The following is a 15,182-nucleotide window of genomic DNA, read 5'->3' as shown; positions in this document are numbered from 1 at the left end:
GCTGGGGTTACTTCCGTCATCGCCGGCGCTCAGGGCTGGCCTAGTTGGACCCCCGCCCGCCGCCGCGTCGTTCCAGAAGTTCGATCTGGATCTGCTGCATTTCCGCCAGCCGCTCCCATTGATGCGCCATCTGGTGGTCGATCTTTTCGTGGAGCTGGCGGATTTCGAGCTCGGCGCGCAGGTTGATCATGTAGTCGTTCTCGGAGCGCAGCCGGTCCTTCTCCTCCTGCCGCCGCTGGCTCATCATGATGACCGGCGCCTGCAGCGCCGCAAGGCAGGAGAGCACCAGGTTGAGCAGGATGAACGGATAGGGGTCGAAAGGCTGGGAGAACAGGCCGACGACGTTGATCCCCATCCAGACGACCAGCACGCCGAGAAAACTCAGGATGAACGTCCAGGAGCCGCCGAAGGTGGCGACCTTGTCGGCCACCCGCTCACCGAAGGTGGGGTTGCGCTCGAGCAGGTTGCTGGCGCTCGTCTGCACCGTCGAGGCGCCCTTTTCGAAACTGTCGAGCACGCGCCTGTCGAGATCGGAAAGCTCGCCGCGCTCTTCGTCGAGCAGCTTTTCCACATACCGCCGGCGATAGCGGCCGAGGTCCTCGTCGCAGATATAGCTGTCGGCTGTACAGTCCTGGACTTCCTCGGCGACCATTGCCACGAGGTTCGGCCGCAGGTGTCCGGCCTTGTGCATTTTCGAGAGCGGAAAAGTGCGGCCGCAGACGACGCATCGCCCTGTCTTGGCCGGAGCCATATGCCTGCTCATCTCACGCCTCTTCCGTTTTCTTCTCCGCATGCACCTGAAGCGGCGACAGGTGGAATAGTCGCGGTGAGAATTTTTTCCGGAACTCTTCCGAGCGGCCGATATAGATGAGCGTCAGGCCTTCGAGACGGCTGAGCACGCCCAACAGCCGCCCCTGGGTTTCCGGCTCCAGGCCTTCCAGCACGTCGTCCATGATCAACCAGTCCGGCTTGCGCAGCACCGCGTTGGCGATCGCCAGCGACGCCTCCTCGTCCTTGTCGAGCAGCCGGTCCCAGCGCTCCACCTCGTCCAGCCGGTGCACGAGGCGGTCGAGCCCGACCTTCTCCAGGGCCTCGGTCAGCGCCTTGTCGTCGATGTCGCTCAGCCCGTCCGGATAGGTCATCACCTCGCGCAGCGTCGCCGTCGGCAGGTATCCGTCCTGCGGCATCAGGATCATCCGGCCCGCCGGCGGCAGGGCGATCTCGCCGCGCCCCCAGGGCCAGATGCCGGCCAGCGCCTGGAAAAACAGATGCCGGTCGGCGCCCGGATCGCCGTTGATCATTACCCGCTCGCCCGGCTTGATGGCGCAATCGCCCTCGACCACCCGCACCCCGTGCCCGGCTTCGCCCTGCTCGGGGGCGCCGTAGACCGTGATGCCGCAAACGCTGATGCCCTCCCCCTGTTGCGCCTCGCGATAGGCGATCACCCCGCCCTCCTCGGCCGGCGTATCCATGGAGAGCAGCGCGTTGCGGAAGGAAGAGACGCGGTTCAGCGTCGCCCGCCAGTCGGCGATGACGCTGAAATTGACGACATACCAGCGAAGCGCCTGATTGACCTGGTTGAAGGCGCCGACTGCCATCATCAGCCCCCCGAAGGAAAGCTCGCCGGAAAAATACATCGGCGACGCGATGATGATCGGTGCCACCAGCGCCAGCCAGCCGAACCCGGCGGAGACCCAGGTGAGGTTTGCGAGCGCCCAGGCGAGCTTTCGCAGCATGCCCAGCACGCCGTCGATCGCGAAATGCACCCGGTCGCGCTCGCTTGCCTCGCCGCGCGCGAGCGTGATCGGCTTCATGTTTTCGTTGGCGCGCACCAGGGCCGAGCGCAGGTCCGCTTCCCGGGCGTAACGCTCGGCGTTGAGCCGCGGCAACAGGTTGCCGACGACGTTGCTGAGCACCGAGCCCAGCAGCGCATAGAGGATCGTCGTCCATACCATGTAGCCGGGGATCGAAATGGTGCGGCCGCCGAAATGGAAGACGAAATCCGACGAGATCGCCCAGAGCACGCCGATGAAGCTCGCGAGCAGGATCGTCGAGTTGACGAGCCCGATCGCCAGCGCCGTGGTGTTTTCCGCCAGGATGCGCGTGTCCTCGTGCAGCCGCTGGTCGGGATTGTTGGCGATCGCGCCGGCTCCGGCGAGCTTGAGCGCCCGGCCGGGCTTCAGCCAGACATCGGCGAGGTCGCGTGCCAACCCCTCGCGCATCCGCATTGCAGTGATCTGGTTCAGCCACTGCTGGACGACGTTCAAGAGTGTCAGCGAAAAGGCGATAATGCCGAACACGACGAGCTGGTTCAGAAATTCCGGCATGTCGCGCCGTTCCAGCGCGTCGTAGAACGGCCCGTTCCACTCGTTCAGTCGGTATGTCGCATAGGTCGTTGCGAAGATGACGACGAGCAGGGCCGCGGTCAGTACCAGGACGCGATTGCGCACCGGCGCATTCCAGAATGCCTCGCCCATCATGCGGAGCTGCCCCCCCAGGGAAAGCTCGAAATTCTGCAGTGCCGTTTCTGGGGGCTGCGTCATCGTGTCCGGACTCCTTGCGACCGATCAACTCTCAACGGCACCGCGCCCTTGGCATTGGCGAGGCAGCCGGTACAGATATGGGGAGCGAACTCGGCTGGCGCGACCGCCGACGCCGTTCCAATCGCTCCACGGGTGATTTTAAGGGGAAATCCTCAGATTTCCTTGAACAGAACGTCGTGATCGAAAGATATTTTTGCCGGGATCGGCAGTCCAGAACTCGCAAGGCCGTCGTGCAGGACCCGCCGCACCGGTTCAGCCCGCCCTGCGGAAGGCCCGGCTGGAAACCGAAATGGAGTTCAGGCACGGGTCCTTCGCATTGGCGTAGGCGTAGCCGTCCGCTTGGTGGACCGGCCCGAAATCCAGGCCGTTTTCGGCGCTTCGCCGGCAGAACGCCTCGACATCGAAGACAAGCTTCACGATCGCCTGACCGCTCCTTAGCCCCCGGCCGGCCGGATGAAGCATGATATTGGCGCCGCCGTCCTGCGCCACCAGTTCGATGATCCTGTCGCCCGGCAACTGCATTGCCCGAAAGCCGAAATGCGTCTCGTAGAAGCGCGCTGTCGCCTCGACGTCCTTCGCGTAGATCACCAGCCTGCCGAGCGGCACGACATCCTCCATCGGTTTCCGACAACGTCTCCAGAATTACCCAGATCGCCATTTCCCGCCACCGCGCTTGCAAATTATCCTCCCCCATGTTAATGACCGACCAGTCAGTCATTAACGGAGATACATAGTGGCCGAGAGGAAAAGAGAGAAACGCGATCCGCAGCAGCGCCGGGCCGAAATCCTGGCTGCCGCCTTCGCCTGCTTTTCCGAGCGCGGTTTCGCCGCCACCCGCATGGAGGATGTCGCGGCCCGTGCCGGCATCGCCAAGGGCACCGTCTACCTGCATTTCCCGGACAAGGAGGCGCTGTTCACCGAGCTCGTCTCGGGCATCGCCACGCCGATCCTGGGCCAGATCGACGGGCTGGCGGCCAACGAGGCGATCCCGCCGCGTTTCGCCATCGCGATGTTCTATACGCTCTTCAAGCGCGAGGTTCTGGAGACCGAGCGCCGCCACCTGTTGCGGCTGATCCTCGCCGAAGGCCCGATGTTTCCGGCCGTCACCGAATTTTACCACCGGGAGATCATTTCGAAGGGCCTCGGCGTCCTGCGCATCCTGCTCGCCCGCGCCGCCGCTCGCGGCGATCTGCGCAATCCGGCCATTGCCGAAGTGCCGCAGATCGTCATCGCCCCGGCGCTGTTGTCGATCGTCTGGACGACACTGTTCGAGGCCTACGAACATCTCGACACGCAAAATCTGTTCGACGCCTTCCTCGAAACCCTGTTCGTGCCGGAAGGAGGTGCGAAGTGAAACGCATCCTCATCATCGCGATTCTCGCAGGCGCCGCCCTTGCCGCCCTGCCCTTCCTCTTCGCCGACAAGCCGCCGCGCCCCTATCAGGGCTGGGTCGAAGCCGACACGCTGTTCATCGGTGCGGAAAGTGCCGGCCGGCTCACCCAGGTCGATATCGCCGAAGGTGCGACGATCCAAGCCGGCGTGCCGCTCTTCAGACTCGACTCCTCAAGCGAAGAGGCCGCAGTCGCCGCGGCCCGCGCGGCGCTTGCCCGCTCCCGGGCCGAACTGGATCTGGCGCAAGCCGCCCAGAAGCGCCCCCAGGAGATCGACGTGCTGCGCGCCTCCGAACGCGAAGCCTCCGCCCGGCTGGAGCTTGCCGAACAGGATCTCGACCGTACCCGGGTTCTCGTCGAGCGCGGCACCGCGACCCGCGCCAATCTCGATACCGCGACCGCCACCGAGGCCGCCAACCGCGCCGCACTCGAGAATGTCCGCAGCCAGATCATCCTCGCCGCCCTTCCCGCCCGCGACGAGGCGCTGCGCCAGGCGGAGGAATCCGTCGCCGCCGCCAGGGCCGATCTCGCCTCGGCGCAGGCAGCGCAGGCCCGCCGCTCGGTTTCGGCACCCGCCGCCGGCAGCATCGAGAGGCTCTATTACAGGAACGGCGAAGTCGTACCGGCCGGCCGGCCGATTGTCGCCCTCCTGCCCCCCGAAAATGTCCGCATCCGCTTCTTCGTGCCGGAAACCGAGATCGCCCGCCTGTCGCTCGGTCAGCCGGTCCGTGTCACCTGCGACGCCTGCCGGCCGTCCGACGCAAAAGTCAGCTTCATCGCCAGGAACGCGGAATACACGCCGCCCGAAATCTACAGCCTCGAAGAGCGCGCAAAACTCGTCTACCGCGTCGAGGCCATCCCTGCCGACCCGAAGGCGCTCCGCCCCGGCCAGCCGGTCGATGTCCTCCCGGGAGTTCATCCATGACCGCCGCCGAAACCTACGAAGTCGACGCCCCGGAAACGGTGATCGACGTCCACCACCTCACCAAGAGCTTCGGCGGCCGCAAGGTGGTCGACGATGTTTCCATGTCGGTGAAGAAAGGCCGCATCCACGGCTTTCTCGGCCCCAACGGTTCCGGCAAGACGACCACCATCCGCATGCTCTGCGGCCTGCTGACACCCGATAGCGGCGACGGCACCTGCCTCGGCTTCGACATTCTGACCGAGAGCGACCGCATCCGTCGTCGGGTCGGCTACATGACCCAGAAGTTTTCGCTCTATCAGGATCTGTCGATCCGCGAGAACCTCGAATTCGTCGCCCGCGTCTACGGCCTCGCCGATCCGCGCGGCAAGGCGAGCGCCGCCATAGAACGCCTCGGCCTCAAGGGCCGCGAAAAACAATTGGCCGGCGAACTTTCCGGCGGCTGGAAGCAGCGCCTCGCGCTCGGCGCCTGCATCCTGCCAGAACCTGCACTTCTCCTCCTCGACGAACCGACCGCCGGGGTCGATCCGAAGGCCCGCCGCGACTTCTGGAACGAGATCCATGCGCTTGCCGCCAACGGGCTCTCGGTGCTCGTCTCGACGCATTACATGGACGAGGCCGAGCGCTGCCACGAGATCGCCTATATCGCCTACGGGAAACTTCTGGCCGAAGGCACGGTGGACGAGGTGATCGCCGGCACGGGCCTCGTCACCTTCACCGTGTCAGGCTCGGGCGCCGACCGTCTGCAATCCGAACTCGAAAACCAGCCCGGTGTCGACATGGTCGCCCCCTTCGGCACCAGCCTGCATGTCGCCGGGCGCGATGCCGCGGCCCTGGAACAGGCGATCGCTCCCTATCGCGACAGGCCGGGCCTCAAATGGGAAAAGGGCGAACCAACTCTGGAAGACGCCTTCATCGACCTGATGCGCCGCTCGGAGGACAATTTCAAATGACCGCGGCCCCCGGCAATACCAACGAAAATGGTTCTTCGGGCGGCGGCTCCTTCGGCCGCTTCTGGGCGATGACGGTCAAGGAATTCATCCAGATGACCCGCGACCGTATCACGCTCGCGACCATGGTCATGCTGCCGATCATGCAGCTCTTCCTGTTCGGCTTTGCCATCAACACCACACCACATAACCTGCCGACCGCGGTGCTGATGCGCGAAAACAGCGATGTCGGCCGCTCCATCCTCGCCGCGCTGAAAAACACCGATTTCTTCGAAGTCAAATCGGTCGTCACCCGCGCCGAGGACATGGATGCCTTGCTGCAATCCGGCGAGGCCCTGTTCGTCGTCGAGATCCCCGAAGGTTTCGAACGGTCGCTCCGCCGGGGCGATTCTCCCTCGCTGCTGGTCGCCGCCGACGCCACCGACCCGGTCGCCGCCAGTTCCGCGCTCGGCGCGCTCTCCGGCATCATTTCGACGGCGCTGGAAAACGACCGCCAGATCACCTTTGCCGAGCCCGTGAAACCCGCCTTCCAGATCGTCCAGCACCGCCGCTACAATCCGGCCGGCTCTTCGACCTTGAACATCGTCCCTGGCCTGCTCGGTACGATCCTGACGATGACGTTGCTGATCTTCACCGCCCTCTCCGTCACCCGCGAGGTCGAGCGCGGCACGATGGAGAACCTGCTCTCCATGCCGATCAATCCGCTGGAGATCATGCTCGGCAAGATCGCCCCCTACGTGCTGATCGGCCTCATCCAGGCGCTGGTGATCATCGGCGTCGGCATCCTCGTCTTCCGCGTGCCGATCCTCGGCGATCCCCTGTCGCTGACCGCCGCGACCGCCCTCTTCGTCATCACCAACCTGTCGATCGGCTACACGTTCTCGACGATCGCGGCGAACCAGTTGCAGGCGATGCAGATGGCGATGATGTTCTTTCTGCCGAACATCCTTCTCTCCGGCTTCATGTTCCCCTTCGCCGGCATGCCGAATTGGGCGCAGTGGATCGGCGAAGCCCTGCCGCTCACCCACTATATCCGCATCGTGCGGGCGGTGATGCTGAAGGGCGCCGATATCGGCGGCCTCGGCTACGACACGGGGGCGCTCGCCGCCCTGATGACCGTCGCAATGCTGATCGCCGTGCGCCGTTTCCGCCGCACGCTGGATTGAGGAATAAAGCCGGTTATCTCGCGTCTGCGGTATAAGCTTGGATTCCGCCTTGCTTTATTCTCGTGCATTGCACAAAATCCTTGCAACGATCATCGATCGGCCCGGTAAAGCGGCCGGCAAGGGGAAGTATGTCGATCAAGGCGAGTGTCTACCACCTTACCCACTACATGTACGACAAGCCCGTCCGTCTCGGACCGCAGATCATCCGCCTCAAACCGGCTGCCCATTCGCGCACCAAGGTGCTCAGCCATTCGCTGAAGGTGACGCCCTCCAATCACTTCGTGAACCTGCAGCAGGATCCCTACGGCAACTACCTCGCCCGCTTCGTTTTTCCGGACCCGGTCACCGAGTTCAAGATCGAGGTCGATCTCGTCGCCGACATGACGGTCTACAATCCCTTCGACTTCTTCGTCGAAGAGGAAGCGATGAAATGGCCGTTCAGCTACCCGCCCGAACTGGTCGAGGACCTGTCGATCTACATGGTGCCGGAGCCGCCTGAACCGGCGCTGGCCGACTACATGAAAACCTTCGACATGTCCCCGGACCAGCCGACGGTCGACATGATCGTCGGCATCAATGCCCGCCTGCAGCAGGCGATCGGCTATGTCATCCGCATGGAGCCGGGCGTGCAGACGCCGGAGCAGACGCTGACCTCGGCCATGGGCTCCTGCCGTGACAGCAGCTGGCTGCTCGTCCAGATCCTGCGTCATCTCGGCCTCGCCGCCCGCTTCGTCTCGGGCTACCTCATCCAGCTCACACCGGACCTCAAGGCGCTCGACGGTCCCTCCGGCACCGAAGTCGATTTCACCGACCTGCATGCCTGGTGCGAGGTCTATCTTCCCGGCGCCGGATGGGTCGGCCTCGATCCGACCTCCGGGCTTCTGACCGGCGAAAGCCATATCCCGCTTGCCGCCACGCCGCATTTCCGCAACGCAGCGCCGATATCAGGCGGTTATTTCGGCGAGGCCGAAACCTCCTTCGCCTTCGACATGAAGGTCAACCGGGTCGCCGAACATCCGCGCATCACCAAGCCCTTCTCGGACGAATCCTGGGATGCACTCGACGCGCTTGGCGAACAGGTCGACCGCGTGCTGAAGGCGCAGGACGTGCGCCTGACCATGGGCGGCGAACCGACCTTCGTGTCGATCGACGATTTCGAAGCCGGCGAATGGAACACCGACGCCGTCGGCCCCACCAAGCGGGAAAAGGCCGACATCCTGATCCGCAAGCTGCGCGAGCGTTTCGCTCCCGGCGGTTTCCTGCATTACGGCCAGGGCAAGTGGTATCCGGGCGAAAGCCTGCCGCGCTGGACCTTCTCGCTCTACTGGCGCAGGGACGGACGGCCGATCTGGAGCAATCCGGACCTGGTGGCGGAGGAAGGCCGCGACTACGGCGTCGGCGAGCAGGATTCCGCCAAGCTCCTGACCGGCATCGCCGCCGAACTCGGCATCGCCCCTGACATGGTCGTGCCGGCCTATGAGGACCCGGCCGAATGGATCATCAAGGAAGGCTCGCTGCCGGACAATGTCGATCCGTCGAATTCAAAGCTCAAGGACCCGGAGGAGCGCAATCGCATCGCCCGCGTCTTCGAGCGCGGCCTGACAAGCCCGAGCGGCTATGTCCTGCCCGTCCAGGCCTGGAACGCGCAAGCGGCCGGCAAGCGCTGGATCAGCGAGAAATGGCGCACCCGCCGCGGCCGCATCTTCCTGGTGCCCGGCGACAGCCCGGTCGGTTATCGCCTGCCGCTCGGCACGCTGCCTTACGTTCCGCCGTCGCAATTTCCCTATATCCACGAAGCAGACCCCTCGATCCCCCGCCAGCCGCTGCCCGAAGCGATCATCCCGGCCGGCCGTGCCATGCCGGAATCCTCCTTCAAGGCAGGTGATGCCGCCAATCCCGGCCGCGTCGAACAAACCCTCGGCGAAATCGGCGGTGCGGTGCGCACCGCGGTTTCGGTAGAGGCCCGCGACGGCAGGCTCTGCGTCTTCATGCCGCCGGTGGAAAAGATCGAAGACTATCTCGAACTGATCGCCGCTGCCGAAAACGCCGCGACGGCGCTCGGGCTCGCCGTTCATATCGAGGGTTACGCCCCGCCCCATGACGAGCGCATCAACGTCATCCGCGTCGCGCCCGATCCGGGCGTCATCGAGGTCAACATCCATCCGGCCGCAAGCTGGAAGGAAACGGTTGCGACCACCACCGCGATCTACGAGGAAGCCCGCCAGAGCCGCCTCGGCGCCGACAAGTTCATGATCGACGGCCGCCACACAGGCACCGGCGGCGGCAACCATGTCGTGGTCGGCGGCGCCAATCCGAACGACAGCCCGTTCCTGCGCCGACCCGACCTGTTGAAGAGCCTGGTCCTGCACTGGCAGCGCCACCCGTCGCTCTCCTACCTGTTCTCCGGCCTGTTCATCGGCCCGACCTCCCAGGCGCCGCGCATCGACGAGGCCCGCCACGATTCGATGTACGAGCTGGAAATCGCGCTTGCCCAGGTGCCGGTGCCCGGCCAGGGCGCTCCCCCGCTGCCATGGCTGGTCGACCGCCTGTTCCGCAACTTGCTAACCGACGTCACCGGCAATACCCATCGCTCCGAAATCTGCATCGATAAGCTGTTCTCGCCGGACGGCCCGACCGGCCGCTTGGGCCTCGTCGAGTTCCGCGGCTTCGAGATGCCGCCGAACGCGCGCATGTCGCTTGCCCAGCAATTGCTGGTCCGGGCGCTGATCGCAAGGTTCTGGAAAAACCCGCTACAGGGCCGGTTCGTGCGCTGGGGAACGGCGCTTGCCGACCGCTTCATGCTGCCGCAATATGTCTGGGCCGACTTCATGGACGTCCTCCAGGACCTTCGCGAAAACGGCTTCGACCTGCGTCCCGAATGGTTCGAGGCCCAGCTCGAATTCCGCTTCCCCTTCTTCGGCGAGGTCGAATACGAGGGCTCCAAGCTCGAACTGCGCCAGGCGCTCGAACCCTGGCACGTGATGGGCGAGCAGGGCGCGATCGGCGGCACCGTGCGTTACGTCGATTCGTCGGTGGAACGCCTCCAGGTCCGGCTCGAAACCACCAATCCGTCCCGCTACACCGTCGCCTGCAACGGCCGTGCCGTACCGCTGAAAGGCACCGGCACCTCCGGCGTCTCGGTCGCCGGCGTCCGTTTCAAGGCGTGGCAGCCGTCCGCCGGCCTGCATCCGGTCCTGCCGGTTAACACGCCGCTCACGTTCGACATATATGATACATGGTCCGGCCGTTCGATCGGCGGCTGCATCTATCACGTTGCCCATCCGGGCGGGCGTAGTTATGACACCTTCCCGGTCAACGGCAACGAGGCGGAAGCACGCCGACTCGCCCGGTTCGAACCATGGGGTCATACCGCTGGAAGTTATACGCTTCTGGCCGAAACGCCCTCGCCCGAATTTCCGCTGACGCTCGATCTGCGCCGGCCGCAAGGAGTCTGAAACGCCCGATGTCCAAGGCACCGGCAACCGAACGCAAGGCAAAAGGGGGGATCGCTGGCGATCCCCTTCTCGGTTATGCCGCATTGCCCGGCGTTGCCGACGAAATGCTCGATGCGAACGGCCAGATCCGGCCGGTCTGGCGCAACCTGATCTCTCATCTCGGCCGCATGGCCGAGCACGAGCGCCGGGAGCGCTTCGCCCGTGCCGACCGCTACCTGCGCGATGCGGGCGTCTTCTACCGCACTTACGGCGCCCAGGGCGGCGGCGAGCGCAACTGGCCGATCAGCCACGTGCCGGTCCTCATCGACGGCAAGGAATGGGAGACGGTCTGCAAGGGCCTGACCCAGCGCGCCGATCTCCTGGAAGCGCTGATCGCTGATATCTACGGCGACAACAAGCTGGTGCAGGAGGGTTTCCTGCCGCCGGCGCTGGTTGCCGGAAACGCCGAATTCCTCCGCCCGCTGGTAGGCGTCAAGCCGGTGGGCGGCCACTACCTGCATTTCTGCTCGTTCGAGATCGGCCGCGGACCGGACGGTAACTGGTGGGTGCTTGCCGACCGCACCCAGGCGCCGTCCGGCGCCGGTTTCGCGCTCGAAAACCGCGTCGCCACCACCCGCGCCTTTTCGGACATCTACGCCGAATCGCATGTCCACCGCCTCGCTTCGTTCTTCGGCGCCTTCCGCGATGCGCTGCAATCCCACAAGCAGAACCCGGAGGACCGCATCGCGGTCCTGTCGCCGGGCCCTGCCAACGAGACCTATTTCGAGCACGCCTATATCGCCCGCTATCTCGGCTTCATGCTGCTCGAAGGCGAAGACCTTACCGTCGTCAACGACCGCGTCATGGTCCGCACCGTGGCTGGACTGAAGCCCGTGGGCGTGCTCTGGCGCCGCCTCGACGCGGCTTACGCCGATCCGCTCGAGCTCAACCAGCACTCCCATATCGGCACCCCCGGCATGGTGCAGGCGCTGCGCTCCGGCGCGCTCACCTTCGTCAATGCGCTCGGCTCCGGCATTCTCGAGACCCGCGCGCTGCTGGCATTCGCCCCGACCGTCTGTCGGCGGCTGATCGGCGAGGACCTGATCATGCCCTCGATCGCCACCTGGTGGTGCGGGCAGAAAAAGGAACGCGAGCACGTTGCCAAGAATATCGAGCGCATGGTCATCGGGCCGGCCTATTCGCGGCTGCCCTTCTTCGACGACAACGGCCAATCGGTGCTCGGCTCGTCGCTGCGCAAGACGGCGAGGGACACGGTCGGCGATTGGCTCGCGACAGAGGGCGCCAAGCTGGTCGGCCAGGAGGTCGTGACGCTTTCGACCACGCCCGCCTATGTCAACGGCAAGCTCACGCCGAGGCCGATGTCGCTGCGTGTCTTTGCCGCCCGCACCGAACACGGCTGGCAGATCATGCCGGGCGGCTTTGCCCGCATCGGTGCCGGCGACGACGTGGCGGCGATCGCCATGCAGTCGGGCGGGGCCGCTGCCGACGTCTGGATTGTCAGCGACAAGCCGGTCGCAAAGGCGACGCTCCTGCCGCCCGAGGAAAGTTTCACCCGCAACATGCCCGGCAGCCTGCCGAGCCGCGCGGCCGACAATCTCTACTGGCTCGGCAGGTATATCGAGCGGGCCGAAGGCGCCCTGCGCATTCTGCGCGCCTGGCACCTGCGCTACGCGGAGTCTGCCGATCCGAAGGCACCGCTTCTGGCCGATGTCACCCGCTACCTGAAGGGCATCGATGTCGAGATGACCAAGGCGGTGCCGGCATCGCTTCTGCGCAACATCGACAGCGCCATCTATTCGGCGAGCAACATTCGCGACCGTTTCTCGCCGGACGGCTGGCTGGCGCTGACCGACCTTGCCAAGACCGCCCGCCGCTTCCACGACACCGTACATGCGGGCGACGACGCCTCGCATGCGATGACCGTGCTCCTGCGCAAGCTCGCGGGTTTTGCCGGTCTGGTGCACGAAAACATGTACCGTTTCACCGGCTGGCGTTTCCTGTCGATCGGCCGCCACCTGGAGCGCGGCATGCACATGACCCGGCTGCTCGGCCACATGTCAGGCCCCGACGCGCCGGATGGCTCGCTCGACATGCTGCTCGAGATCGGCGACAGCGTCATGACCCACCGACGCCGCTACAACGTCGCCACGGCCAGGCTAACGGTCGCCGACCTCCTGGCGCTCGATCCCCTGAACCCGCGCTCGATCCTGTTCCAGCTGAACGAAATCCGCACCGAGGTGGAGCAATTGCCGAACGCCTTCGTCAACGGCCAGATGTCGCCCTTCTACCGTGAGGCGATGCGGCTGCATTCCGGACTTGCGGTGATGACCCCGGAGGGCATGAACGACGATACCTACCAGAAGATCGAACTGGAGATGGAGAAGCTGTCCGATATCCTCGGCCAGACTTATTTCAGCTGATGCTTTACGATCTCTCCCTCCACATGGGTTATACCTACGACGTGCCGGCCTCCGGCGCCCGCCATGTAATCCGCCTCCTGCCGCTATCCCTGCCCGACCGGCAGCGGCTGATCGCCGGCTCGATCACCGTCGGCCCGCATGCCGATGAGCGCACCACGTTCATCGATTTCTTCGGCCAGCAGGCGACATCCGTGCTGCTGCGTGCGCCGCACGAAAAGCTCGACATCCGCATGCAGGCCCGCGTCATGGTGGAAACCACCTCGATGACGGCGGACCTGTCGCCGGAACTGGCGACGCTCGCCGACGAACTGGCGGATTTCTGGTCGGTCGATGCCGCCTCCCCGCATCACCTGACCGGCGCAAGCCCGCGCCTTGCCGAGGAGCCGCTGATCGCCGCCTATGCGCGCGAGATCGTCAAGCCGGGCCAGACCGTGCTAGAAATCGCGCTTGGCATCTGCACCCGCATCCACAAGGACTTCACCTACGACGCCAAGGCGACCGAGGTCGATACGACGCCGAAGGAGGCTTTCCGGCTGAAGCGCGGCGTCTGCCAGGATTTCACCCATATCATGATCGTGGCGCTCCGCAGCCTCGGCATTCCGGCGGGCTATGTCAGCGGCTTTCTGCGCACCATTCCGCCGCCCGGCAAGGAGCGCCTCGAAGGCGCCGACGCCATGCATGCCTGGGTGCGGATCTGGTGCGGCGAGACCATGGGTTATGTCGAACTCGACCCGACCAACAACATTCTAGCCGGCAGCGACCATATCGTCGTCGGCTACGGCCGCGACTATTCCGACGTCGCCCCGGTCATCGGCATGCTCAAGGGTTACGGAAACCAGAACGCCGTGCAGGCGGTGGACGTCATTCCGCTGAAATCCTGAAATCCCGCTCCGTTTTGGCGCTGATTCTTAACATTCCGTAAAATTGCAGCGAATGGTTTAGGCCTTCCTATACCCGGCAGGAATACACCACGGGTGTTCAAATGATTTGAACTCTGGGGGCCATGATGAAGCACACAATTTTTGCGCGGCTGGCGAAGGACCGCGCCGGTAATTTCGGTATCATGACGGCTGCACTGCTTCCCGTCCTGCTGGCGGTCGGCGGTGTCGCGGTCGATCTGACAGAAGCGATGGATCAAAAGAACCAGCTCCAGGCGCTGGCGGACGGCGCCACTCTCGCTGCGGCGTCCGCCATGGCCGCCAAGGGCACCATGACGACGGCGGAAGCCCAGAAGCTTGGCACCGACATGTATATCGCCCAGAAGATTAAGGAGCTCAAGAATTCCGGTGCTTCCGCTGAGACGCTGGCTGCGGAAGAGGCCAAGCTTCGAGCGAACACCGAGACATTGGTAACCTCCTCGGGCAGTTCCACGACGGCTGCCAGCTACGAGGTCCGCATGAAGTCGAGTTACGACGTAGCGCTCAGCGGCCTGACCTCGTTCCTCGGTTTCCCGACCGTGCGCGTCAGCGTCGAAAGCGTCTCCGCGAGCGGCCGCGAAGGCAACGCCCTTTCCATGTACCTGGCGCTCGACGAATCGGGCTCGATGAAAGAGGACACGACGACGATCAACTCCGCCCAGCCGACCATTCAGCAATCCTATCCGTGCGGCAGGAACAACAATAAGATCTGCTACGGAGATGTCCCCAACTATCTGACAAAAATGGAGTCTCTGAAGGCTGCCGCTGGTGTCATGTTCGCCGAACTCGAAAAAGCCGATTCGAACCATGAACTGATCCGTGTCGGCGCCGATTCCTACGACGACCAGACGAAGACCCAGCAGAGCATCCAGTGGGGCACTTCCCTAGTGGACAGCTATGTCAAAAGGCTGCCGGAACCACCATCGGGCGGCACCGACGCCAGCGGCGCGCTGACCAACGCGTTCAATGCGCTGAAGAATGCCAACGCCACCGAAAAGACCGCCCATGACGGCAAGGGCAACACCAATTTCGATCGCTACATCGTCTTCATGACCGACGGCGAGATGACCGGCAACAGCGGGACCTGGAATTCGACGATCGACACCAGAGTCCGCGACATCTGCCTGAACGCGAAAAGCGACGGCCTGACGGATGCCGCAAAGCTGAAGCTGAAGAACGGGCAGCAGCTCACGGAAGAGGAAATGTCAAAGGGCATCAAGATCTACACGATCGCCTTCATGGCACCGGACAGGGGCAAGAAGCTGCTGAACTACTGCGCCAGCGGCCCCGGATATTATTACGAGCCGACTGACATGACGACCCTCGTGAAAACCTTCGGCGAGATCGCCCGCAAGGCTGCTCAGACCGGCACTCGCCTGACCAACTGAACCTGCCTTCCAGAAAGGCCGCAAAAACGC

At 64.4% G+C, this 15,182-nt stretch carries 11 protein-coding genes; 8 read left to right on the top strand and 3 right to left on the bottom strand.

Annotated features, from left to right (window positions below):
- Window positions 1–40: 40 nt before the first annotated feature.
- The 3 genes from C5L10_RS03870 to C5L10_RS03860 form a co-directional block, all read right to left on the bottom strand.
- Window positions 41–763, bottom strand: a complete 723-nt coding sequence (locus tag C5L10_RS03870; RefSeq protein ID WP_105428593.1) for a DUF1003 domain-containing protein — start codon at window positions 761–763, stop codon at window positions 41–43.
- Between the two features lies 1 nt (window position 764).
- Complete coding sequence (locus C5L10_RS03865) at window positions 765–2,543, bottom strand: ABC transporter ATP-binding protein/permease (protein ID WP_105428592.1); 1,779 nt, start codon at window positions 2,541–2,543, stop codon at window positions 765–767.
- A gap of 252 nt (window positions 2,544–2,795) precedes the next feature.
- Window positions 2,796–3,149, bottom strand: coding sequence for a VOC family protein (locus tag C5L10_RS03860; protein WP_105428687.1), 354 nt, complete (start codon window positions 3,147–3,149; stop codon window positions 2,796–2,798).
- 127 nt (window positions 3,150–3,276) lie between these two features.
- Between C5L10_RS03860 and C5L10_RS03855 the strand changes: the two genes are divergently transcribed.
- The 8 genes from C5L10_RS03855 (at window position 3,277) to C5L10_RS03820 (ending at window position 15,152) form a co-directional block, all read left to right on the top strand.
- A complete protein-coding gene (locus C5L10_RS03855) occupies window positions 3,277–3,897 on the top strand; it encodes a TetR/AcrR family transcriptional regulator (protein ID WP_046668246.1) in 621 nt (206 codons plus the stop codon).
- Complete coding sequence (locus C5L10_RS03850; protein WP_105428591.1) at window positions 3,894–4,859, top strand: HlyD family secretion protein; 966 nt, start codon at window positions 3,894–3,896, stop codon at window positions 4,857–4,859. The genes C5L10_RS03855 and C5L10_RS03850 overlap by 4 nt, the downstream gene beginning before the upstream one ends.
- Entirely contained in the window at window positions 4,856–5,809 is a 954-nt protein-coding gene (locus tag C5L10_RS03845) for an ABC transporter ATP-binding protein (protein WP_105428590.1), read from the top strand. Before C5L10_RS03850 ends, C5L10_RS03845 begins: the two co-directional genes overlap by 4 nt.
- Entirely contained in the window at window positions 5,806–6,972 is a 1,167-nt protein-coding gene (locus C5L10_RS03840; protein WP_105428589.1) for an ABC transporter permease, read from the top strand. Before C5L10_RS03845 ends, C5L10_RS03840 begins: the two co-directional genes overlap by 4 nt.
- A 128-nt stretch (window positions 6,973–7,100) precedes the next feature.
- Entirely contained in the window at window positions 7,101–10,427 is a 3,327-nt protein-coding gene (locus C5L10_RS03835) for a DUF2126 domain-containing protein (protein ID WP_105428588.1), read from the top strand.
- An 8-nt stretch (window positions 10,428–10,435) separates the two neighbouring features.
- Window positions 10,436–12,847, top strand: a complete 2,412-nt coding sequence (locus C5L10_RS03830) for a circularly permuted type 2 ATP-grasp protein (RefSeq protein ID WP_105428587.1) — start codon at window positions 10,436–10,438, stop codon at window positions 12,845–12,847.
- On the top strand, window positions 12,847–13,728 hold the full coding sequence (locus C5L10_RS03825) for a transglutaminase family protein (protein ID WP_105428586.1): 882 nt from the start codon (window positions 12,847–12,849) through the stop codon (window positions 13,726–13,728). Before C5L10_RS03830 ends, C5L10_RS03825 begins: the two co-directional genes overlap by 1 nt.
- Before the next feature lie 125 nt (window positions 13,729–13,853).
- Complete coding sequence (locus tag C5L10_RS03820) at window positions 13,854–15,152, top strand: TadE/TadG family type IV pilus assembly protein (protein ID WP_172716901.1); 1,299 nt, start codon at window positions 13,854–13,856, stop codon at window positions 15,150–15,152.
- Window positions 15,153–15,182: the final 30 nt, after the last annotated feature.

Source organism: Neorhizobium sp. T6_25, from assembly GCF_002968555.1.
GTDB lineage: Bacteria > Pseudomonadota > Alphaproteobacteria > Rhizobiales > Rhizobiaceae > Neorhizobium.
This window is presented reverse-complemented; position numbering and strand designations above follow the sequence as displayed.

What these genes read in the sequence shown, in the direction of transcription:
- C5L10_RS03870 (WP_105428593.1), bottom strand. Translation starts at nt 763, where the DNA reads ATGAGCAGGCATATGGCTCCGGCCAAGACAGGGCGATGCGTCGTCTGC.
- C5L10_RS03865 (WP_105428592.1), bottom strand. Translation starts at nt 2,543, where the DNA reads ATGACGCAGCCCCCAGAAACGGCACTGCAGAATTTCGAGCTTTCCCTG.
- C5L10_RS03845 (WP_105428590.1), top strand. Translation starts at nt 4,856, where the DNA reads ATGACCGCCGCCGAAACCTACGAAGTCGACGCCCCGGAAACGGTGATC.
- C5L10_RS03840 (WP_105428589.1), top strand. Translation starts at nt 5,806, where the DNA reads ATGACCGCGGCCCCCGGCAATACCAACGAAAATGGTTCTTCGGGCGGC.
- C5L10_RS03835 (WP_105428588.1), top strand. Translation starts at nt 7,101, where the DNA reads ATGTCGATCAAGGCGAGTGTCTACCACCTTACCCACTACATGTACGAC.
- C5L10_RS03830 (WP_105428587.1), top strand. Translation starts at nt 10,436, where the DNA reads ATGTCCAAGGCACCGGCAACCGAACGCAAGGCAAAAGGGGGGATCGCT.
- C5L10_RS03825 (WP_105428586.1), top strand. Translation starts at nt 12,847, where the DNA reads ATGCTTTACGATCTCTCCCTCCACATGGGTTATACCTACGACGTGCCG.
- C5L10_RS03820 (WP_172716901.1), top strand. Translation starts at nt 13,854, where the DNA reads ATGAAGCACACAATTTTTGCGCGGCTGGCGAAGGACCGCGCCGGTAAT.